Origin of the sequence: Aquiflexum balticum DSM 16537, assembly GCF_900176595.1 — a bacterium.
Lineage (GTDB): Bacteria > Bacteroidota > Bacteroidia > Cytophagales > Cyclobacteriaceae > Aquiflexum > Aquiflexum balticum.
Map to the genome: position 1 here is coordinate 4,345,313 of NZ_LT838813.1, position 22,200 is coordinate 4,367,512.

Here is a 22,200-nt window from a genome sequence, read left to right on the forward strand (position 1 = left end):
TGGAGCTGGGGAAGGAATGGCACAACAGGCTGAAGCAGGAATGGTGCAACCTGTTATAATTACTTTATCAATTGCAGTGATCTTGGGAATCTGGTCGCTTTATGCATTTTCAGGGGCAGGCTTGGTTGGAAGACTTCCTTTATTGAAACCCGTTTTGATCCTTATAATGTCTGTATTTTTGCTGAGAGGTTTATTTGGAATACCTATAGTAATGCTAGTTGACCAGCCTTATTTAAATGAATTAAGGGATAAAATGATTTTTATGGTTGTGAGCTCCCTGATTTGTTTGGGCTTTGGAATCCTGTATGCCAAAGGAATATGGAAGTTGATTTCCCATTATTGAAATAAGCCAATTTGTAAACTTCAGATTAACGGGCACGTTTGACCTCAATTCTTTTATCTCACATTTTCTGTCTTCTGTCTCCCGTCTCCCGTCTTCACCCCCCTACAAACTCCAAGTGTTCCCCACTTCTGACAGTGGAATACATCCACGGAATTCCCCTGGAATGGGGTCATAACTCAAATGATTTTTTCCGATTTCCTGAGAAGTGAAATATCCCCAAAGTACCATGGATTTCAGGGAACGGTAAAAACCAACAGGCTTTTGTTCTCCGACTGCAGTTCCCCAAACTCTTGGATTGAATTTGGCGGTTTCAGATTCTGCTTTTCTTAGGACGGCTTTTTTATCTTCTTCATTCAGGTCGGCAAAAAATTTCCCAAAACCTGCCTTGGTCTCTGTATTGAATTTATCAATCTCTGAAGCCATATTTTCCTGACCTTTGGAATCATAAGTCTTGGCAATTATCAAATCCAGAAAAATATCTGTCTTCACATCCAATCCACCTGGTGTATCTGTCCTTGGCAAAATGGTATCCACAAAAGCAGAAACAAACTTTGCCTGTTCTTCATTGAAGAAAAGTGGCTCCCATTCCAACCTATTCTGCTGTTTACAGGATTGAAGTAAAGAAAACAAAGAAGGTGCAGCCATGGCAGACCCTGCCATCAATACTGTTTTTCGTAATGCGTTTCTCCTGTTCATATGCTTAGATGTTATTTTTCTTTAATTCTGAAACTGCATGGTTGGCAGCCCTTGCGGTTATTGCCATATAAGTAAGGGATGGATTGACACAGGATGAGGAAGTCATACAGGCGCCATCTGTTACAAATACGTTTTTACAGGCATGTACCTGATTGGTAGCATTCAGAACAGAGGTTTTAGGATCTCTTCCCATTCTTGCTGTTCCCATTTCATGGATACCGAATCCGGGTTCATGCTCATTGTCAAAGTCCACAATATCTTTCAATCCTGCCCGCTCCAACATTTCTTTGGCATCGATCCGGATCTGTCTGTTCATGGCTTTTTCATTCTCCTTGAATTCACAATCAATTGCCAAAGTTGGTTGACCCCACTTGTCCAGGTTATTTTTGTCCAAATAAACATGGTTTTCATGATAAGGCAGACATTCGGCAAATCCTGTGATAAAGAATTCCCATGGTCCCGGCTTCATCAGGCTATCTTTGAAGTCCCCACCAAAATCTTCCAAATTGGAACCTGCGCTCCAACCCGCACGGCCACCTGAACCTTGATAACCAAATCCTCTCAGGAACTTGTCTGTTTTGGTTTTTTCATCCAGATTGACATAGCGCGGGATGTAAATGCCATTGGGTCTTCTACCCTTGTAATATTCATCTTCAAATCCATCCACTATTCCCATCGCACCTACCCGGTAAGTATGGTCCATGAGATTATGTCCCAATTCGCCGCTGTCATTGCCCAATCCATTTGGAAAACGGTCAGAGGTTGAATTCAGCAAAATCTGGGTGGTACTCAAGGTAGAAGCATTACAGAAAATGATTTTAGCATAGTATTCGACCACCTCACTGGTTTCTGCATCGATGATGCGTACGCCTGTAGCTTTCCCTTTTTGTTCGTCATAAATAACAGATTGTACAATCGAATAAGGTCTGATAGTCAGGTTTCCTGTTGCATTGGCAGCTGGTAAGGTTACCGCATTACTGCTGAAATAGGCTCCATAAGGACAACCCCGACTGCATCTGTTTCTGTATTGGCAAACTCCTCTCCCATTCAATGGTTCGGTCAAGTGTGCAACTCTTCCGATAATCATATGTCTTCCCTGAAACTCTTTTTCAATACGGCTTTTGACATGCTTTTCTACACAGTTCAATTCCATTGGCGGCAGAAAATGACTGTCCGGCAAATGTGGCAAACCCATCGCTTCACCGCTGATACCTGCATATTTTTCCACATGGGTGTACCAAGGCGCAAGGTCTTTGTATCTTATTGGCCAATCTACCCCATAACCATCCTTTGCATTGGCTTCAAAATCCAGATCTGAAAAACGGTAACATTGCTTTCCCCACAATATTGACCTACCACCCATCTGATGGGCTCGGACCCACATAAAAGGCTTCACTTCTGTGTAGGGGTTTTCCAGGTCATTGGCATGAAAGTGTTCCGTATCCATTCCGATAAAGCCCGAACGCATACCTACCTTGTGTTTTTCTTTCAATTCAGGGGTCAATGAACCCCTCAATTCCGTATCCCAAGGGTCATCCATCATCGTAGGGTAATCTTTGACATGTTCTACCAGTCTGCCACGTTCCAGGACCAGGGTTTTTAATCCATTTTCACATAGTTCTTTGGCTGCCCAGCCACCGCTGATACCGGAACCGATGACAATGGCATCATAAGTCATGTCTTTTTTTGCATCAATATTAAAATTGGCCATTATAGTTAAATTAGGTTTGAAGATTTCAATGGAAAGAATATACTTCTAAGAATTAAAGTAGAAATATACTTTAGGTGAAATAGAATGGGAAATTTAACTTTATTCTTTTTTATTCCAAGGATTTTTAAATGAATGGGGGAATGACGGGATTTCCAACTCCTGTACTATTCTTGAAGTCATTATTGAAAATCCCTCCTTTGGGATGGCTATTCAATTCCAAATCATCAAAAACGAATGGATTTAAGAAAAAATACCCTGAACAAGGTATGGTATCTAACCTTTTAATTGAAGATATTGTGAGAACAAAAATGTGATACCTGCAACAGTTGTACTGCTAATGGTATTTTAATCAAATAACAAAATGTTTTAATGAAGAAAACCTTTGACTTCAACATCAGAAGTAATTTACTATGGCAACATATAATACATATTCAAAAAGAAATAATAGTCTACCTGATGTATTTAGATATGACATTTTATCATCAAAATTAAAATCACAAATTTTTCATATTTGGAACAAATATTTTAATCAAGAATGCTATGAAGATATACGACCTTTAATTTTTAAGAATATATATCAAATAATTTGTGAAGAAGAAGGAGTGAAAAATTTACACACCAATAGTCCATTTGGAATGCGAAGTAATGAAGTCGAAATTGAAGATTATTTTGAAAAAACAAGGTATGTCGAAAAAGAACTGGATATAATTGAAATTGTTTTTCATAAAATGACAACTGCAGAAGATGTAGGAAGCCGACAGTATAATTTTAAACCTTTTTATTTCTTTAAAGATGCAGTCATCGATCTTAACCAAAGATTTAGAGAAAATGGAGTTGGGTATGAATACAGCAATGGCAAAATTATAAGGGTAGATAACAAACTTCTACACAGAGAAAGCGTGCAGGAAACTTTACAACTTCTAACTGAACCAGAATTTGAAAATGCAAATGAAGAATATTTAAATGCACTTTCTCATTGTAGGAATGGAAGGAAATCTGAAAGCTTAAATGATTGTTTAAAAGCTTTCGAATCAACAATGAAAATTATTTGTAAAATAAAAGGTTTTTCATTTAATGATTCTTATACAGCAAAACCTTTAATTAATACTTTACTATCAAATAAATTTATTCCAGAATACCAACAGAGTCAATTTAATGCCATTAAGCAGCTTTTAGAAAGTAGTGTACCCACAATTAGAAATAAAAATAGCGGTCACGGACAAGGAGCAAAAAAAATTAACATAAGTGAGCCATTGGTGAATTATATGATATATTTAACAGGGTCTACTATTAGATATTTAATTGAAAACCTTAAAGAAGAATGAATTACTTCAGCAACATTGTGTTTTCTTTAAGCCGGGTTTAATTGGTTATCTCCCTATGGCTGTTAATGTTTACAGGAACTTAATGCCAGTCGTGGTGTAAAACGTATACCCATTATTAACCTAATTAGGTTTAGGTTAAGGGAGCAAGATTTTAAAAGTAACAAACTAAAATGATAAAATAGTGACATTACATACAGGCACATTTCTTCCCTCGACACACCGGGGACCTCTTCGCAATCAAAAGAACCTGAAATTTTGCAAACGCACTTAGGATCAAGAATGGAACTGACAGAAAAATTATTAAATGAACTTCAAAGGAGACTGAAGATAGGTAATCGCAGGGGCGTTCATCTAAATGCAATACCTGCAAATTCAAGATACAAGTTTGACTTAAACAGACTTTCTCATATTGACAAGAATCTTCCTGATAGTTTTATAAAAAGTTTACTCTCTGAACAGCCATTAAAATTCAGAATTAGTTGGAAGGACAATGTTCCAGACTTAAATACACTTTTTGAAGAAGACCAAACCCAATTAGTTAGGATTACAAAATCCTTTGAAAATTTAATCAATCAGACGGAAGCGATTGAATCAGAAAAAGGAATCAACACCTTCGGATTCGGTTTTCCAATTCTTGTTAGACGAGACCAATCAGACAACAAACTCACGGTTGCTCCTATTCTAATTTGGTCATTGCGAATAAAAAGAACCAAAGAATTCAACACTTGGGAAATTAACAGAAATGAAGACGACCCGATTTATTTGAATGAAGTTTTAATCAATCATTTACAATCGGATTCAAATATTGAGATTGAGCAGATTCCAAGTGAAATGTTAGATGATGGGCTAATCACAAAGGATGAATTACTTGAAGTATGTGTGAAACTTATTAAGGAAATAAACACTTCCGTCCCGTCTGACATTAAAGAAGCGTTTATTAAGAAGCTTGACAACGTTGTTTCAATTGGCGATAAAAATCATTACGAAAAACTTCCTATTAATTCCACCAATGCACTTATTGACTTTGGTGGATTGTTTTCAATTTTTGAAGTCCAAAAACAAAACATCATAAATGACTATGGTAATTTGATGGATTTAGAAGGTCTAACTATTGACCTTGACGACCTAGAAAATCATACTTTTCAACCAATTTCATCTGTAGAAACAGACCCTTCACAACAAGGGATTTTACATTCTTTAGAAGCAACAAGAAATATTCTTATTCAAGGTCCTCCAGGAACAGGAAAAAGTCAAACATTATCTGCAATCCTTATCAATGCATTAGAGAACCAGAGAAAGACTATTGTAGTTTGCGAAAAAAGAACGGCTTTGGAAGTCTTACATAATACACTAATCGAGAAAAACCTAAATTATCAATGTGTTTTAATTCGAGACATTGTAAAAGACCGTAAAACGGTTGTTGATTCGGTTAGAGACAGAGTTGACAACTCATCTTATCGAAGATACCGCTACACATATTCCAAGGAATCACTTGACAACCTAATTAAAAAAGCCAAAAGTCTTATTGAGTCCATTAATGGGAAGCATAAAAAGCTAGATGAAAAGTTATTAGGAGACAAATCTTGGACTGACATTGTAGGTACTCTTTTGTCTGAACTCAATGGAATTAGCGAAGACCATACTTTAAACATTGATAAATCGCAATTCAAGTATAATTCTCAAGAATTAAACGAACTTATTGAATTAGTTCAGAAGGGTCAAAGTCTCTACTCAAGTTACCAATCTTACGATTCAACTTCATTTCTCAACCCAAAAAAATTAGTTGGAGACAATCCATATGTTATTGAGCAAGGAATTAACGATTCATTTGAAGAATATGAAAAGGCTCTTCGAAAAATAAGTGAACTAGAATCCAAATATAAAAGCGAGTATTTCAAACTAAGAAAAGCTGAACTTTCAGAGCAAATCCTAAGTGGGAAACAGATACAAGATTCAATAATTGCAATTTATACGGAGCATAAATCAAATCCTGATTTTCTTAATGAAGAAAAAACTAATGGTTTACTGTATAAGGCGATAACAATTTTCTCTAAGCCAAAAAAGAAGGTCGTCCAAGACCAAAAGCAAATCAAAAACCTTTTTACAAGTCTTTCAAATCATTATTCAAAGTGTGCAGACCTTAAAGATTTCCAAATTTCCCAATCCATTAAAAGTAATTTGAAAAGGATTGATGAATCCAACAATCTGATTGAGCAGATTAGTTCTGATTTTCATTCCAAAATTGAAAATGAATATAATTCAATTGATGTTATAGAATTTTCAACTCCTGAATATCAAACGGAAACTCTAAAATCTTTAAAAGAAAATTACTCGGTTTTACGAGAGAAAATCAAAGCTGATAATTGGACGCTTCATAAAATACAAGCCAATGAATTCAAAGGCTTCATTAAGGTAGTTGAAAAAATCATACAGGAGAGAAATGACTACTTCAACAATGAAAATGACATTTTCACCACAGAATTTAAATGGTTTCAATTCTACAATGGTCTTTCTAATGAAGCCAAACTTCTTGTCAATGAATTGAAAGGTAAAAAGGATTGGCGAAAGTCTTTTCTAATCCATTATTTAAATTCAATGCTCGTAAATTCCGCAAACGTTGATTTACCAACAAATGACTCTGAACACATAGAGCTAAACGGTACTTTGGGTGGTTTAGAGAAAGAGCAATTGAAATATATCCGTGAATTTTGGTTCTCAAAGCAAATTGATACAACAAGAGATTTTGAACAACGAAACTCAAACCTATCGGTTGAGAATTTATATAACAAGCGGAGTAGTAACAGATTTAAGCGTCTTTCATTACGCCAAATAGTTCAATATGATGCTGATTTGTTTACAACCTTTTTCCCGATAATCCTTACTTCGCCTGATGTTGCAAGTAACTTATTTAAAGGGATGAATGGTTATTTTGACATTGTAATGTTTGATGAAGCAAGTCAGCTACGCTTGGAAGATAACTTACCTGCAATTTTGAAAGGAAAGCAAATAATAATTGCAGGAGATGAACACCAAATGCCTCCATCAAATTATTTTAGTAAAGTCTTTGATGGTACAATTGAAGACGAAGACGACATTGATGAAGAAGATGAAATTGTTGTAGATAGAGATAATATCCTATTGTCTTGTGAATCCCTTTTAGACTTTGGTTCAGAACTTAATTTTGAGAAACGTCACCTTGATTTTCATTACAGGTCAAGACACCCCTACCTTATAGATTTTTCAAACTACGCCTTTTACAATCAAAGACTTAAACCATTACCAAATACATTTGATTATACACCAATTAAGTATATCCAAGTAAATGGTACTTTTTCAGACCACATCAATGATGCAGAAGCTGAAATGGTCTTGTCACTTATTGAGAACAATATAAATCGACTTCCAAACGGAGAATATCCAACAGTCGGTATTGCTACTTTTAATATTGCTCAACGGAATCATATAAAAAGTAAAATCTTAGAAAGGCAAAAATTCTCAAAGTTTGAAGAGTTCAATGCCAAAATCCAAGAATTAGAAGAAAACGGAATGTTCATTAAGAACTTAGAAAATATTCAAGGAGATGAACGAGATGTTATTATTCTCTCAACCACTTATGGTCCGGGAAAAGACGGAAGATTTGCACAGCGTTTTGGTCCGATTAATCATTCCAAAGGCTACAAACTTTTAAACGTAATTATCACAAGAGCTAAGTATAAAGTTTATGTATGTTCATCCGTTCCAGAAACAGCATTTATGAACTACAAAGATTTTCTAATAACGGAAGGCTCTAACAATAAACGAGCAGTTTTCTACGCATATTTAGCATACAGCAAAGCAGTAAGTGAAGGAAATAATGATTCAAGAATAGGAATCTTAACTGCACTTAGCGAGAATTCAACCAAAAGTACATCTTTCAATGTTGGCAGTTTTGGAGAGTTAGAATCACCTTTTGAAGAAGAAGTTTATCAGCGATTAGTTGATGAAGTGGACGAATCAAAACTGATTCCGCAAATGAAAGTGTCAGAGTTTCGAATAGATATTGTATACGACCCAAAAATTGCAGGTGTGCCAAAGATTGCAATTGAATGTGATGGAGCAAAGTATCATTCAAGCAGAGAAGCATATTTGCACGACCGACACAGACAAAAAATTCTAGAAAATCACGGTTTTGTATTCCACAGGATTTGGAGCACGAATTGGTGGCGAAATCCACAGAAAGAAACAAAACGGTTGATTGAGTTTATAAGAAGTGTTGAATCAAGAAATGACTACAATCTGATTGACCATTCAGAAACTTCATTGGCATTTACTGACCACATTGAAATGGTTGAAAGTTATGTTGCCCAAACACTAATTTTTGATTCAGAAAGGGAAGCTGCGACAATAAAAAACATTCAAAGATTAGAAGAAAAGTTATTACATTTCTTTAAAGACCAAATCATTTTGGGTAGCAAAGTAACGGTCAAGTATTTAAACAATGGAAAAAATATTAAGGTACATATAGTTGAAAAAGCGGACGAGAATGAATTATTTAATGGAATACAAAAAATAAGCTTTAAATCCCCATTAGCGTCATCAATTCTTGGACATACAGTTGGGGACATTGTAAAAGTTGGAAACCTTGACAATTATGTGGAAATTTTAGAATTAAATAATAAAGGAGAATGAGAAAGGAATTAGTTATGGTTATTGATGAGGTTTTTTTCATTATTGGTAAAGGAATAATCGTCTTAGGAACTATACAAAATGAAAAAGTTGAAGTTGGTCAAAAGGTAATTGTAGATCCTGAATATTTACCAGAGTTTGAAACCAAAATTAAAGGCATTGAAGCTTTTAGAAAGAAATTAAATTTTGCCAAACAAAATGACAATGTTGGTCTTCTTTTAGATAAATTGAACAAGAATCAAATTAAAAAGAAAATGAAAATATATTCTGTTTTATTTTAAACTAAACTTTTCCTACTTATATAATTCACATTCTCACCTGAGGACTACAAAACAAAATTTTCGACTTAGTTTACGAGATTAAGAAAAGGAATTGAAAGCAATAGTTGGTGCCATCTAGTATATGGTAAAGTGGATTGACCGGAAAATTTAAAGTTTACACACTTATCGGGATAGTGTCCTTATCGGGATAGTGTAAGAAAAAAATTTGTGCCATTTCTAGACACTTCAAAAGTAAAGCCTCTCTTCGCTCCAAAGTAGTAAACAAAAGGCATAGTTTACCAATGGATTAACCTAATTGTTCAAAATAAGTAGATAAAACTATATACATTAAACTGTATACACATCAACCCCCTACTCCCTCTCAAGCTCTTCATTATCGTCACTCCCCAGACTATAAAGGTTGTTTTCTTCGTCCTCACTGCCTATTTCCTCCTGTGCATCATCCAATTCACTTCCGGGGATATCAAGGTCCTCTCCTGCAAAATCAACCTTACGTTTTCTTCTCAGCAATTCCTCATCATCTCCGCCATCCATGCTCAGGTCTTTTGGTCCGAGGGCCTTTCTGTCCTCAGGAGTTAACTCATATTCCTTATCGGGATTCTTTTCCTGTAATCGATCCAAGCTGTCTTTAGCTGCCTCTTCTTGATCTTTTGTTGTTTTTTTATTCTTATTTTGATCGCTCATGATGTTTTGGTTCTTGAATTATTGTTTTCTGTTTTTTTTGACTAAGAGATTCCATCATCTTCATAAATGCCAATTTCAATTAGTCTCTACTTAACAGGAAGCAATAAATGATCCAATAAATCTTTCTCAAATTTTAATGGTAAAGTTCAGATAGATTAACTATTCCTTTGGTATGCCGATGATTTTGGGCAAATTGGATTGAATTGTAACAATTGGCACCAATAAAGGAATCTTTTCATCACTAATTTTGCCGTACTTCCCCAATTTATTATTTCATGGAAATGGACCCTCAGATACTCATTGTTTTAGGCATTTTGATAGCAACTGTCATAATGATGGTTTTTGAGCTATTCAGAATAGATGTAGTAGCCATTATTTGTATGCTTGCCTTGGGCTGGTCGGGTGTTTTGACCACCGATGAAATGTTGGTCGGCTTTTCCAGTAATGCCGTGATTTCTATGATAGCGGTGATGATCTTGGGATATGGCATCACCACCACGGGAGTCATGGAAAAATTCTCTGAAGCTATTCTTTCAAAAGTCGGTCATAACAAGAATAAAATCATCGGGTTTCTATCCATTTCAGTGGGTACGCTTTCTGCATTTATGCAAAACATAGGTGCTGCAGCGCTTTTTCTTCCAGGAACATTGGAGATTTCCAGAAAAACCAAAATTCCTGTTTCCCAATTGATCATGCCGATTGGATTTGCAGCGATTTTGGGAGGCTCCCTGACTATGGTGGGATCAGGACACCTGATTCTGATCAATGATTTGCTAAAGAATGCGGATCTTGAACCCTATGGTCTGTTTGCAGTAACTCCGATCGGAGCAGTATTACTGATTGCCGGAGTACTTTATTTTTTCATATTGGGCAGTTCCGTCTTGCCAAAAGAAAGCAACTTGGAAACAAAAAAGTCGGGTCAGGAAAAATTGATGGATACCCTCAGCCTTTCTAAAAAAATCTGGTATTTATCCATACAAAAAAACAGTCCATTGATAGGTCTGACAGCCGAAAGTTCGGGTATTTGGAAAAAATTAAAGTTGAATATTATAGCCTTATCCAAAGGTGAAGACATCGTTTATGCCCCTTGGCGGGAAACTGCCTTTCAGGAAGGACAGATTTTGGCCATTCTTGGCAGAGAGGAAGATGTAAAAGCAACGATACAAGAATTTGGATTGTCCGAGATTTCGGCTCCATCCATTTTCAACAGATTGGATAAGCCTGAGGAATCAGGTTTTGCAGAGATTATTTTTCCTGCAAGTTCTGAAATGATAGGAAAATCAATAAGGGATTTTGGCTTTAGAAGGCGATTTGGTTTAGAGCCTTTGATACTTTTCAGCAAAAGGGCGGAAATCAAAGGTGATTTTTCAGACCATATATTTGATCTTGGGGATACCCTGATTGTCTATGGACTTTGGGACAATATCAGGGCCTTGAAAGAAACCTCTGATCTGATTGTGGCTACGCCCATCGAATCGGAGCCTAAAAACAAGCAAAAAACGATTCCGGCTGTTGCGAGTTTTACCTTCGCCATTATGCTTACTTTTTTGGGCGTTCCCATAGCTTTGGCATTTATGACCGGGGCTATGGCTATGATTCTTTCCCGTGTCATCAGCATTCAGCAAGCCTATAAGGTTATTGATTGGAAAGTGGTTTTCTTATTGGCCGGTTTGATTCCCTTAGGTGTAGCGATGCAGAAATCCGGAGCTGCCTACTTTCTGGCAGAAAATATGATGCAACTTATCAAGGGCCAATCTGTATTGGTTTTGGTGATAGCCATTACCCTCTTGGCTACAACTTTTTCTTTGTTTATGTCCAATATCGGTGCTGTGGTAGTGTTGGCTCCTTTGGTTATCGGAATGGCCGAAATAGCAGGCTTGGATCCCAGGCCTTTGGTATTGCTGGCCGCCATCAGTGTTTCCAATTCCTTTGTGTTGCCCACCCATCAGGTCAATGCATTGATGATGTCCTCGGGAGGATACAAAAACAGGGATTATATCAAAGCTGGAAGCGGAATGACTCTCTTGTTCATAGTCTTAACAGTTGCCTTTTTCTATACCTTTTACTTATAAGGAAAAGCGACATTTTTTTTTCTAAAAGTCCATTATAAAGGGATTACCAACGCTGTTTTGATAAAAATAGCTTAGGGAATTAATTTCTTTACTTTTTCCATGAAAATCCAAAGAATCCGACAACCAATTGTAATATTCTGACTTATCGGTTAAAGGACTATAAGTATCGGACAATATGGTATTATCTTCAGTTGCATATATTAGTTAGTTTTAAATTTTCCTGAGATAAGGAAAATGACAAATTCGTGATTGAACCTAAACCTCTGCTAAAGACATGATCAAAATATTTTCTAGGCTGCTCAATCATAAAGGGTTTGGATTTTTCGCCATGATGTTTTTTGGACTATATATGGCGAGCTGTACAGAAAAGGAATTACCTAAAATGCCTGGAGGCACTGAACTTGATATATCAAAAATTTATGTGCCTAAAGAATTTTCAGGAATGGATCTGTCCAATAACAACAGTACTTGGAGCTATCAGCGCAGTAGACAGTCGCAGCATTTCATTGTTTTTTGGGATAAAAAATATGGGAGAAATGACCCCAATTCATCGGAAGTTCCAGAGTTTTATCGGGTAAATATAGATGACTTATTGACCAAGGCTGAGTCCTATTATAAACTCAATGTTGAGGAGCTTGCCTTTGCAAATACAGCGCTTGGCCAATCAAACCTGAATAAATATAAAATGATGATTTTCTTGTTTTATACAGAAGATTGGATGGCTTTTGGAGCAGGATACGATGATGTCATTGGAGCTCTTTGGATAAATCCTGCAACCTGCAAGCCTGTAGGTTCTGATATTGCCCACGAAATCGGCCATAGCTTTCAGTATCAAGTCTTCTGTGACTTAAAGGGTGGCAGTGGTTTCCGATATGGTTTTGGCGGAAACGGTGGCAACGGATTTTGGGAACAAACAGCTCAATGGCAGGCTTTGCAATCTTATCCAGAGCAGATCTTTACTACCAGTAACTTTCAGGTATATACAAATAACTACCATAGACATCTTTGCCATGAATGGTATAGGTATGCCAGTTATTTCATTCATTACTATTGGACTGAAAAGCATGGAAAAGAATTTATCGGTGAGTTATGGAGAAATGCGCTCAATCCTGAAGATCCAATTCAGGCCTACATGAGACTTACCGGGATTTCTGTTACACAATTCAATGATGAAATTTTTGAAGCTGCCAGCAAAATGGTCACCTGGGATATTAGTGGATTGAGGCAATACGGAAATGCTTATATCGGGAAACAGCAATTTAATTTTCAAACATTGGATGATGGCAGTTACCAGGTGACATATGATTTTGCACCGGGAACTTCAGGTTATAATGTGATTCCGCTCGAAGTTCCTACCGGGGGTGTAACGGTTTCCGGTGTTTTCACAGGATTGATCAATGCCCCTGGATACAATCTAACATTGGATCAGGGCAATGCTGGATGGAGATATGGCTATGTGGCACTTCTTGAAAATGGCCAAAGGGTTTACGGGGATATGAACCAAGGGACCACGGGTGTAGCCAACTTCGAAGTACCACAAAATTGTAGCAAGCTTTGGTTTGTAGTCAGCGGCGCACCCAACCGGTATTTGCCTCATGCGTGGGATGAAGATGAATCCAATGACGAACAGTGGCCATATAAGGTTAAATTCACAAATACCAAAATTTTAAGACTATAGCTTCTAAAACAAATCCAATTGATCCTTATCCTCATCTTCTTTTTTGATCTTAAATTCAATGGTGGAACCTATTTCTAAGTCATCATCGGATTCATGGGATTCTTCTTCAGTGGATATAATTTCTTCCTCGGTATTTTTTGGTTCTGCCTGAATCAGGTTGATTTCGAGGATTTGATGGGAGGACAGTTTATTTCCGATGGCTTTCCAGCCTTTCACATCAATCAACATATCCAAATCGTACTCGTGTTCTTCCTGGTCCTTGCCTTTTTGCAGCAGGGCCTTAACCTGAGGTTGCTTTTCTGTGGAAACCAACTTGAGGTAGGATTGCTTATGGTCAGAAATAATGTTGAATTTCTTGTTGATGGTTGTGGTTTCAATCAAAAAACGCTTCACAAAGAAAGTCTTGCTTGCGCCATCATAGTAAATGGCTGAAAAAACCTTTCCCGGATCAAATTTCTCGATTAATTGAACATTGCCAGCTTCATATCGATTGGTCAATTCAAAGGTGGTCAGTTCGTAATCTCCGTTCTTGTAGAAAACCACTATCCTATCTTCACCCAAGAAATTACCTATTTTTTTGCCCCTTTGGTCTGTGTTGAGTCGACCGATAGATGGGTCGTAATAGATATCAAGCCCTCCAAGGGTCGAAACCCCTTCCATTTTCAATTGAATCTTCCTCACCGGATATTTGGTCAGGATATTGCCTCCTGCCGCCCTTCCCTTGATTTCTATGGTACTGAAATCAAAGTCAAAGACTTTTACCCTTGCCTTCGCCCCTTGGGTCAGATAAACTGTTACTATCTCCGCTTCTCCATTAGGGTTCGCCGTCAGGTAAAGTGTTTTGGAACCTTTGGTGCCCTTGGTCAGGTCATACTCCCTGTCCCGAGTGACTGCCAAAACCTGGAATCTTTTTACCATGGCTTTTCCTGAACCTCCATCGAGATAAATCAAATTGTAAACCATTCGTTCATCTCCTTTTCTGAAAACAGCCACATGCTGGATATCTTTTCCCACAAAGCCTTTCTCCTGTATTCTGGTCACGACGCAAACGCCATCCTTTCGAATCACGATGACATCGTCCAAATCAGAACAGTCGCAGACAAATTCATCTTTCTTGAGTCCATATCCCACAAAGCCGTCGGCCCTGTTCACATACAATTTGGCATTATTTGCAGCGACTACTGTTGCTTCAATGGTGTCAAAAGCCCTGATTTCTGTTTTTCGTTCTCTGCCTTTGCCGTATTTATCCAAAAGGTTTTGATAATATTTAATGGAATATTCCGTCAGGTGTCTCAGGTTGTAATTGACTTCCTTCAATTCTTCCTGAAGTTTGCGCATCAGTTCATCCGCCTTGAAAGCATCGAATTTGGAAATCCTTTTGATTTTAATCTCTGTCAAGCGGACAATGTCCTCTGTGGTAATCTCTCTATAAAAATCAGGCTTAAATGGTTCCAGACCTTTGTCAATGGTCTGTATCACCGCATCCCAAGTTTCGCACTCCTCAATATCCCGATATATCCTGTTTTCAATAAAGATCTTTTCCAAAGAAGAGAAAAGGAGTTTTTCCATCAATTCCCCTTTGCGGATTTCAAGCTCTCTTTTGAGGAGTTCTTTGGTCTGCTTGGTATTGTATTGAAGGATATCGTTTACTGAAAGAAAAACCGGCTTATCCTGAATAATCACGCAGGCATTGGGTGAAATACTGACTTCACAGTCTGTGAAGGCATAGAGTGCATCAATGGTCATATCGGGAGATTGACCGGGTGCCAATTGGATCTGTATCTCTACATCTTTGGCGGTATTGTCCACCACCTTTTTGATTTTGATCTTACCTTTGTCGTTGGCTTTAATGATAGATTCGATCAAAGAATTGGTAGTTGTACCAAATGGTATATCTTTGATTAACAAGGTTTTATTATCCTCTTCCTCAATCCTTGCACGAACCTTTACTCTACCGCCTCTTTGACCTTCATTGTATTCCGAAAAATCAGCAAGTCCTCCTGTTGGGAAATCCGGCAGCAGGTAAGGCCTCTCCCCTTTCAGGATCTGAATCGAGCCTTCAATCAGTTCTATAAAGTTGTGGGGAAGGATTTTTGTGGATAATCCTACAGCGATACCCTCAACACCTTGGGCAAGCAATAATGGGAATTTAACCGGTAAAGTAATAGGTTCACGCTTTCTCCCATCATAAGACAATTGCCATTCGGTAGTCTGTGGATTGAAGACAACTTCTAAAGCAAACTTAGAAAGCCGGGCCTCGATATAACGTGAGGCTGCAGCCCCATCCCCGGTACGGATATCACCCCAATTACCTTGAGTTTCAATCAGCAGTTCCTTTTGTCCCAGATTGACAATGGCATCACCGATGGATGCATCACCATGTGGGTGGTATTGCATGGATTGACCGATGATATTAGCCACTTTATTGAATCGGCCATCATCCATCTCCTTCATGGCATGTAGTATCCTGCGCTGAACAGGTTTCAGACCATCTTCAATGGCAGGCACAGCCCTTTCTAAAATCACATAAGAAGCATAATCCAAAAACCAATCTTTATACATCCCTGTCACCGGGAGGGACTCGTGCAGGCTTTCGTCGTTTTCTTCAGGGGTATTGTTAATTTCGCTCATTCTTTGTTAATGGGTTTTCAATTGGATATTCTTTACCAAAATTGAAATTAGACCAGTTAAGTCTTTGTTTGCTAAGAGGTTTTAAGGAAAATCAGTGATCAAGATTTTTGATGTTTTAAAATGTCTTTAGCCTTTGGACCGCTGATGTTTTAAAACACCTTCTAAGTTAAAGTCCTTCGAGGTTTTGAAAACCTCAAAGGTCTAACATGAAAGGTCTTTTTTATGCCGCTTCACTTTCCTCCTCTGCAGATGCTTGGTTGACGCTTGGGTCATCGTGGACGATGTCTTTTTCTATTTTCAGGTTATCGATGATAAATACCTGACGGTCAGGGGTGTTTTTGCCCATGTAGAAACTTAGCAGGTCGGCAATTTTTGTTTCCTTTTTGAGAATAATTGGATCTAGTCGGATTTCCTCACCAATAAATTTCCCGAATTCTCCTGGGGAAATTTCACCCAAACCTTTGAATCTGGTGATTTCAGCTGTTTTACCCAATTTATGGATGGCCCGCTGTCGTTCTTCGTCGGTATAGCAATAGATGGTCTCTTTTTTATTTCTCACCCTAAAAAGCGGCGTATCCAAGATAAACAGGTGACCATTTTTAACCAAATCAGGAAAAAACTGAAGGAAGTAAGTCATAATCAGCAAACGGATATGCATCCCGTCCACATCTGCATCCGTGGCAATCACTATTTTTCTGTATCGTAAATTTTCAATGCCATCCTCAATATTCAATGCATGCTGAAGCAGGTTAAACTCCTCATTTTCATAGACCACTTTTTTGGTCATTCCATAACAGTTCAGTGGTTTTCCCCTAAGAGAGAAAACTGCCTGTGTCTGCACATCCCTTGATTTGGTGATGGAACCTGAGGCAGAATCACCTTCTGTAAGGAAAAGCATGGTCTGATTTCTTGCTTCCTCATTGGCTTTGGGGTCATCATAATGTACCCTGCAATCCCGGAGTTTTTTGTTATGAAGATTGGCTTTCTTAGCCCTTTCATTAGCCAGTTTTTTGATTCCTGAAATTTCTTTTCTCTCTCTTTCAGATTGCAAAATCCGCTTTAATAAAGCGTCCGCAGTTGCGGGATTTTTATGTAAATAATTGTCCAGTGCTGTTTTTACAAAATCATTGACAAAAGTTCTTAACGTAGGTCCATCAGGCCCGATACTCTGTGAACCCAATTTGGTTTTGGTCTGGGATTCAAAAACAGGCTCCTGAACCCGTACTGCAATAGCTGCAACTACACTTTGACGGATATCCGAAGCATCATAATCCTTTTTGTAAAATTCCCTGATGGTCTTTACAATCGCTTCTCTGAATGCTGCCAAGTGGGTACCGCCCTGCGTAGTAAACTGCCCGTTGACAAAGGAGTAATATTCTTCCCCATATTGGTTGCTATGGGTCATGGACATTTCTATATCTGTCCCTTTAAGATGAATGATAGGGTAACGGATAGAGTCTTCATCCACTTTTCGCATCAACAGGTCATAAAGACCCCTTTCAGAGAAAAACTTTTTGCCGTTATAATTAATAGTCAGGCCTGCGTTCAGGAATGCATAATTCCAAATTTGGTTTTCGAGATATTCAGGTATAAAATGATAATTTTTGAAAACAGATGCGTCAGGAGTAAAAATGATTTTTGTTCCATTTCTTTCAGACGACTTTTCTACCTTTCTGTCTTCCTTCAAAATACCTTTTTCGAATTCAGCCACTTTGGTTTCTCCTTCTCTATAAGATTGGACCTTGAAATAATCTGAAAGGGCATTGACAGCTTTGGTACCGACGCCGTTCAGCCCGACTGATTTCTGAAATGCTCCTGAGTCATATTTTCCACCTGTATTGATTTTGGAAACACAGTCTATCACTTTGCCCAAAGGAATCCCCCTGCCATAATCCCTTACTTCTACCCGGTGTTCGGAAATTTTTATATCTATGGTTTTCCCATAGCCCATCATGTGTTCGTCGATACTGTTGTCAAGAACCTCTTTGACCAATACATATATACCATCATCCTGTGCGCTGCCGTCCCCAAGTTTACCGATATACATCCCCGGCCTCAACCTGATATGCTCTCTCCAATCCAACGACTTGATGCTGTCCTCATTGTACTGAACGTTTTCTGCCATGTATTTAAGTAATGATTTAAGACTTGATAGATAATTAATTTGACTGCAAGGATTTGAATTTTTGGAGCAAAATCCAAAACAATCCAACAATCCAAACTACAAAAAATACAGGGATTAAGTAAAAGAAAAAGTTGAATTCTCCCGAACTTATTTCATTTTGGTTGTTGATGCTAAGTACAAATATACTCATGATACAAAGTGAAATATTGATGATTCCAACAAAGCTGTAAATCCATGTCAACATATAATCTCTGAACACATCCCCGATAGGGAAAAGTCTTTTGATGTTTTTAGTACTTTGATTTTCAATAAGTTTACCAGGTGTAATTAAAATTACATTTAATACTAGAAATAGAATTATTCCAGAATAAAAAAAGGTGTTTTTGGAAATAATTTTTGACATCGATCCCTGACTGTCAATTTCATAAGCTACCTGATCAGGTAAAGCAGAATAGGTGTAAAGAAAAATAATTATAAAAAGCAGGACTGATAAGAAATGAAATACTTTTCCGAATCGATAATACATAGATAATTTGATTTTGGGCGCTAATATAAAAATTAATGCCAAGCATTTCTGAAACTGTTTTTTTCCTTTTTGGGTTTTTATCTTTAGCTTTCAATTGTTAAAACCCAAATAGCTGATTTTAAGATGAATTTGAGTCCTGTCGTCATTGCCATTCCGATGTATTTTATCCTGATGGGGATTGAATTACTTGTTTTGAGATTTCAGAAGAATCCGAGTTACAGATTAAATGATGCGATTACCAACATCAATTGTGGGGTAATTTCTCAGGTAACAGGTGTTTTTCTTAAAGTGCTCTCCATAGGTGTTTATACTTTTTTCTTTCAAAAATTCGCTTTCTTCCAAATCCCCAATAACATTTGGACATTCTTTATCCTGTTCTTCCTATATGATTTTTGCTATTATTGGGCGCACAGAATGAGTCATGAGATCAATCTGTTTTGGGGTGGACATGTGGTCCATCATTCCTCTGAGGAATATAACCTTTCCGTAGCCCTGAGACAAAGTTCAACCCAGACCATATGGACCTTTATGTTTTATTTGCCTTTGGCATTTATTGGTTTTGATCCGGTTTTCCTGGTTTTGGTGTCAGGATTAAACCTGCTCTATCAGTTTTGGATACATACAGAAGTCATTGGGAAGATGGGTTTTTTGGAAAAATTCATGAACACGCCTTCCCATCACAGGGTACATCATGGCAGAAACCCTAAGTACATAGATAAAAATCATGGAGGGACTTTCATCATTTTTGACAAATGGTTTGGTACTTTTCAAGAGGAAGAAGAAAGACCAACTTATGGAATCACCACGCCTGTAAACAGTTGGAATCCGGTATGGGTCAATATCGCCCATTATGCCAATATGAAGCAGGAAATATCCATGATCAAAAATTGGAAGGATAAAATCAGGTATTTGTTCAATAAACCAGGTTGGCTTCCGGCTTACCTCGGAGGATACCGACCTGTAAAAGATGTCGGACCTGAATATAGGAAATTCGATACAGTAGTTCCACCGCCTTTGAATTGGTATGTTTTTTTTCAATATGTGATATTGATGGGATTGACAGCCTTTTTTCTTTTCAATTTGGACAAGATTGATGCTGCCACTAAAGTGGGGCTTTCATTTTTGATCATTTGGACAACGGTTAGTTTTTCAGGAATTTTTGAGCAAAACAAATGGTACCATTTGCAAGAAATAATCCGGGTTGCGGTTTTTGCGGTTTCAATATGGTTTGTTCTCGTTGGCTTAATACCGGAAAATATATCCAAGTTTATTCTTTTTGCTTATGCTGGTGTATCCTACATTTGGCTTTGGTATAATTCAGGCACAGTAAAAAAATTCCAGACAGCTGTCAATAAAACTCCCCAGAATGTATAAAAATCCCTTATTGGCCATTGGATTACTGTTTATTGTAATGCAATTGGTTTCCTGTTCAGGAAAAGTTGAATTGGCTAATGTTGATCTTGAAAATTGGAAAAATGATCGTAATGGTTGTTTAGGTCTAAGGTTAACCGACTTGGAAGATTTCAGGGAAGTCAAAAATGATCTTTTGGGAAAAAACAACCAAGCTTTGATCAAAACTTTTGGCAGACCTGATAAAGTAGAATTGGCTGATAGAAGTCAGACCTTTTTCATTTATTTTTTGGAACCTGGCCCGGAATGTCCAAATCCTGAAAAGACGAAGGACCCTTTAAAAGCCATTTTCCGTTTGAATGCCTACAGTCGTGTAAGTGAAGTCACTATCAGTACCCTCGAGCCTGGGAGATTGAAGTGAAAAAATAGACTTTAGATCCAAGACACAAGATTCAAGACTTGAAAATTAAAACTTTCAATAATTGGGATAATGTAAAAATATATTAGCTCCAATGGCTTTCAAAATATTTTTTTGATTGAAAAAGGATTTCAAAACCCCATTAAGCCTTTATATTACAATTTTTCAATCCGCCACGGCCAAGTTCTTCTAATTTTACAATCTCTTATTCATCATCCATAAAACACAAAGCGGCGGCCCCCAAAGTACCGGCATCATTTCTCAGTGTTGCCTTCGTTAGGTTAAGGTCTTTTACATAATATGGAGTGAGATATTGTCTGACTGTTTTTTCCAAGGATGGCATCATAAATTCCAAACCTGCTGAAATACCTCCGCCAAAATATACATGGGTCACGTCCAATACCCGGACGACAGACACAATTGCTTCTCCCAAAATCCTACCGACTTCTTCAAAGACCATCAAGGACACTTCATTACCTGCTTGCGCTGTATCCACTAGAAGATGCGTTCCGAGTTCTTTGTTTTCAAGTTCTCCTGCCAACCTTGGGTATGCCTGGATAAACCTTTCCATTATTTTGAGTATTCCGTTTCTTCCTATCAATCTTTCGAGTCCTTCATTTCCTCTCGAAAGCATATGTCCCATTTCCATGGCATTGCCCCTGGCACCTTTAAAAATCTCACCATCCAATACAAATGCACTTCCAATCCCAGTACCCATGGTTATGAAAAGGAAATTTTCAGGAGGGTTGTTTTTGCCGTACCTATACTCACCAATAGCTGCGGCGGCGGCATCATTTTCCAAATAAAAAGAAATCCCGGGATACATTTTTTTCAATTCCCCTTTAAGATTGTAGCCATTGAGCCCAGGAATAGCTGGTATTTCCAAAGTAGTGGTCCTGTCTTTTGAAATTAGACCAGGAAGACCAATTCCTACTTTTTTTACCTCAGGATACTTTTTGAGGATGTCTGCCATTCCTTCAGTAAAACGAACATTGAAGCCTTTTGGGTCATCCCTATAAGGGGCAGTATCGATCTTATCAAAAGAAATAATTTCACCCTGTTTGTTTACCAATCCGATTTTCAAGTGGGTACCACCAACATCAACACCCAAAAAATGTTCTTGCTCTTTATCCATCGCTATATCTTCAATAGGTTTAAGCCCCTAAAATAGTAAAGAGATTGGCTTACTTCCTAAAATCTTTTTCAAAGTCTTGAAAAATTTCGAATACTGCCGGACAAACCAAGGTGTTTTGCAGAGTCAAATTCAAAATCCCATGCATGTTCTTTCTATTCGTATGGGGATATTCTTTGCAAGCCTTGGGTCTCTCTTCGTAAACCAGGCAAGTATTGTCATCATTCAAAAAAGGACAGGGCGAACTGTTTAATACAAAATCACCATCCGCATCTCTATGAAGATATTGCTTCACAAATTCCGAGTTTTTCATGGCAAAAACCTTTGCTAATCGATCAATATCGGTTTGTATAAAAATTGGACTGGTGGTTTTGCAGCAATTGGCACATTCCAAACAGTCCATTTTTTTGAATTTTTCTTCATGGGCATCTGAAAAGCTTTGATCAAGAATTTTGGACTTGATTCGTTTGAGTTTGGCAAGCAGTTTCTTATGGTTAATATATTCTGTATTGCTCCGATATTTGAAATTTTCTAAATTCATCTATTTGCTTATGAAAATTTTA

16 protein-coding genes are annotated in these 22,200 nt (G+C 37.6%); 8 read left to right on the plus strand and 8 right to left on the minus strand.

Annotated elements, in window-relative coordinates:
* Positions 1-16 precede the first annotated feature (16 nt).
* Complete coding sequence (locus B9A52_RS18345; RefSeq protein WP_197687240.1) at positions 17-343, plus strand: hypothetical protein; 327 nt, start codon at positions 17-19, stop codon at positions 341-343.
* Between the two features lie 102 nt (positions 344-445).
* Here B9A52_RS18345 and B9A52_RS18350 read toward each other — a convergent pair whose 3' ends face one another.
* Together B9A52_RS18350 and B9A52_RS18355 are read right to left on the minus strand one after the other, a co-directional pair.
* Positions 446-1,039, minus strand: coding sequence for a gluconate 2-dehydrogenase subunit 3 family protein (locus B9A52_RS18350; RefSeq protein ID WP_084121835.1), 594 nt, complete (start codon positions 1,037-1,039; stop codon positions 446-448).
* 4 nt (positions 1,040-1,043) lie between these two features.
* A complete protein-coding gene (locus tag B9A52_RS18355) occupies positions 1,044-2,750 on the minus strand; it encodes a GMC oxidoreductase (RefSeq protein ID WP_084121836.1) in 1,707 nt (568 codons plus the stop codon).
* A gap of 410 nt (positions 2,751-3,160) precedes the next feature.
* Between B9A52_RS18355 and B9A52_RS18365 the strand changes: the two genes are divergently transcribed.
* From B9A52_RS18365 to B9A52_RS18375, 3 genes are all read left to right on the plus strand, one after another.
* A complete protein-coding gene (locus B9A52_RS18365; protein ID WP_084121838.1) occupies positions 3,161-4,075 on the plus strand; it encodes an STM4504/CBY_0614 family protein in 915 nt (304 codons plus the stop codon).
* Positions 4,076-4,354: 279 nt separating this feature from the next.
* The gene (locus B9A52_RS18370) at positions 4,355-8,743 is read left to right on the plus strand and encodes an AAA domain-containing protein (protein ID WP_084121839.1); all 4,389 of its coding nucleotides are present in this window, start codon (positions 4,355-4,357) and stop codon (positions 8,741-8,743) included.
* A complete protein-coding gene (locus tag B9A52_RS18375; RefSeq protein WP_084121840.1) occupies positions 8,740-9,021 on the plus strand; it encodes a hypothetical protein in 282 nt (93 codons plus the stop codon). Before B9A52_RS18370 ends, B9A52_RS18375 begins: the two co-directional genes overlap by 4 nt.
* Positions 9,022-9,372: 351 nt before the next feature.
* Here B9A52_RS18375 and B9A52_RS18380 read toward each other — a convergent pair whose 3' ends face one another.
* Positions 9,373-9,705, minus strand: coding sequence for a hypothetical protein (locus B9A52_RS18380; protein ID WP_084121841.1), 333 nt, complete (start codon positions 9,703-9,705; stop codon positions 9,373-9,375).
* A 275-nt stretch (positions 9,706-9,980) separates the two neighbouring features.
* Between B9A52_RS18380 and B9A52_RS18385 the strand changes: the two genes are divergently transcribed.
* Positions 9,981-11,777: an SLC13 family permease gene (locus tag B9A52_RS18385; RefSeq protein WP_084121842.1), complete on the plus strand. Its 1,797-nt coding sequence runs from the start codon at positions 9,981-9,983 to the stop codon at positions 11,775-11,777.
* Between the two features lie 274 nt (positions 11,778-12,051).
* Complete coding sequence (locus B9A52_RS18390; RefSeq protein ID WP_084121843.1) at positions 12,052-13,455, plus strand: DUF6055 domain-containing protein; 1,404 nt, start codon at positions 12,052-12,054, stop codon at positions 13,453-13,455.
* 3 nt (positions 13,456-13,458) lie between these two features.
* Here B9A52_RS18390 and B9A52_RS18395 read toward each other — a convergent pair whose 3' ends face one another.
* The 3 genes from B9A52_RS18395 to B9A52_RS18405 all read right to left on the minus strand — a co-directional run bounded on the left by B9A52_RS18395 (position 13,459) and on the right by B9A52_RS18405 (position 18,737).
* Entirely contained in the window at positions 13,459-16,086 is a 2,628-nt protein-coding gene (locus B9A52_RS18395; protein ID WP_084121844.1) for a DNA gyrase/topoisomerase IV subunit A, read from the minus strand.
* 220 nt (positions 16,087-16,306) lie between these two features.
* Positions 16,307-18,211 (minus strand): DNA topoisomerase IV subunit B, encoded by a 1,905-nt coding sequence (locus B9A52_RS18400; protein ID WP_084121845.1) that lies wholly within the window; start codon positions 18,209-18,211, stop codon positions 16,307-16,309.
* A gap of 34 nt (positions 18,212-18,245) precedes the next feature.
* Entirely contained in the window at positions 18,246-18,737 is a 492-nt protein-coding gene (locus B9A52_RS18405; protein ID WP_084121846.1) for a DNA topoisomerase IV, read from the minus strand.
* Positions 18,738-18,860: 123 nt separating this feature from the next.
* Between B9A52_RS18405 and B9A52_RS18410 the strand changes: the two genes are divergently transcribed.
* Positions 18,861-20,111 (plus strand): sterol desaturase family protein, encoded by a 1,251-nt coding sequence (locus B9A52_RS18410; protein ID WP_084121847.1) that lies wholly within the window; start codon positions 18,861-18,863, stop codon positions 20,109-20,111.
* Positions 20,104-20,508 (plus strand): hypothetical protein, encoded by a 405-nt coding sequence (locus B9A52_RS18415; RefSeq protein WP_084121848.1) that lies wholly within the window; start codon positions 20,104-20,106, stop codon positions 20,506-20,508. Before B9A52_RS18410 ends, B9A52_RS18415 begins: the two co-directional genes overlap by 8 nt.
* 202 nt (positions 20,509-20,710) lie before the next feature.
* Here B9A52_RS18415 and B9A52_RS18420 read toward each other — a convergent pair whose 3' ends face one another.
* Positions 20,711-21,640 (minus strand): ROK family protein, encoded by a 930-nt coding sequence (locus B9A52_RS18420; protein ID WP_084121849.1) that lies wholly within the window; start codon positions 21,638-21,640, stop codon positions 20,711-20,713.
* Between the two features lie 49 nt (positions 21,641-21,689).
* Positions 21,690-22,178 (minus strand): YkgJ family cysteine cluster protein, encoded by a 489-nt coding sequence (locus tag B9A52_RS18425; RefSeq protein WP_084121850.1) that lies wholly within the window; start codon positions 22,176-22,178, stop codon positions 21,690-21,692.
* Between the last annotated feature and the right edge of the window lie 22 nt (positions 22,179-22,200).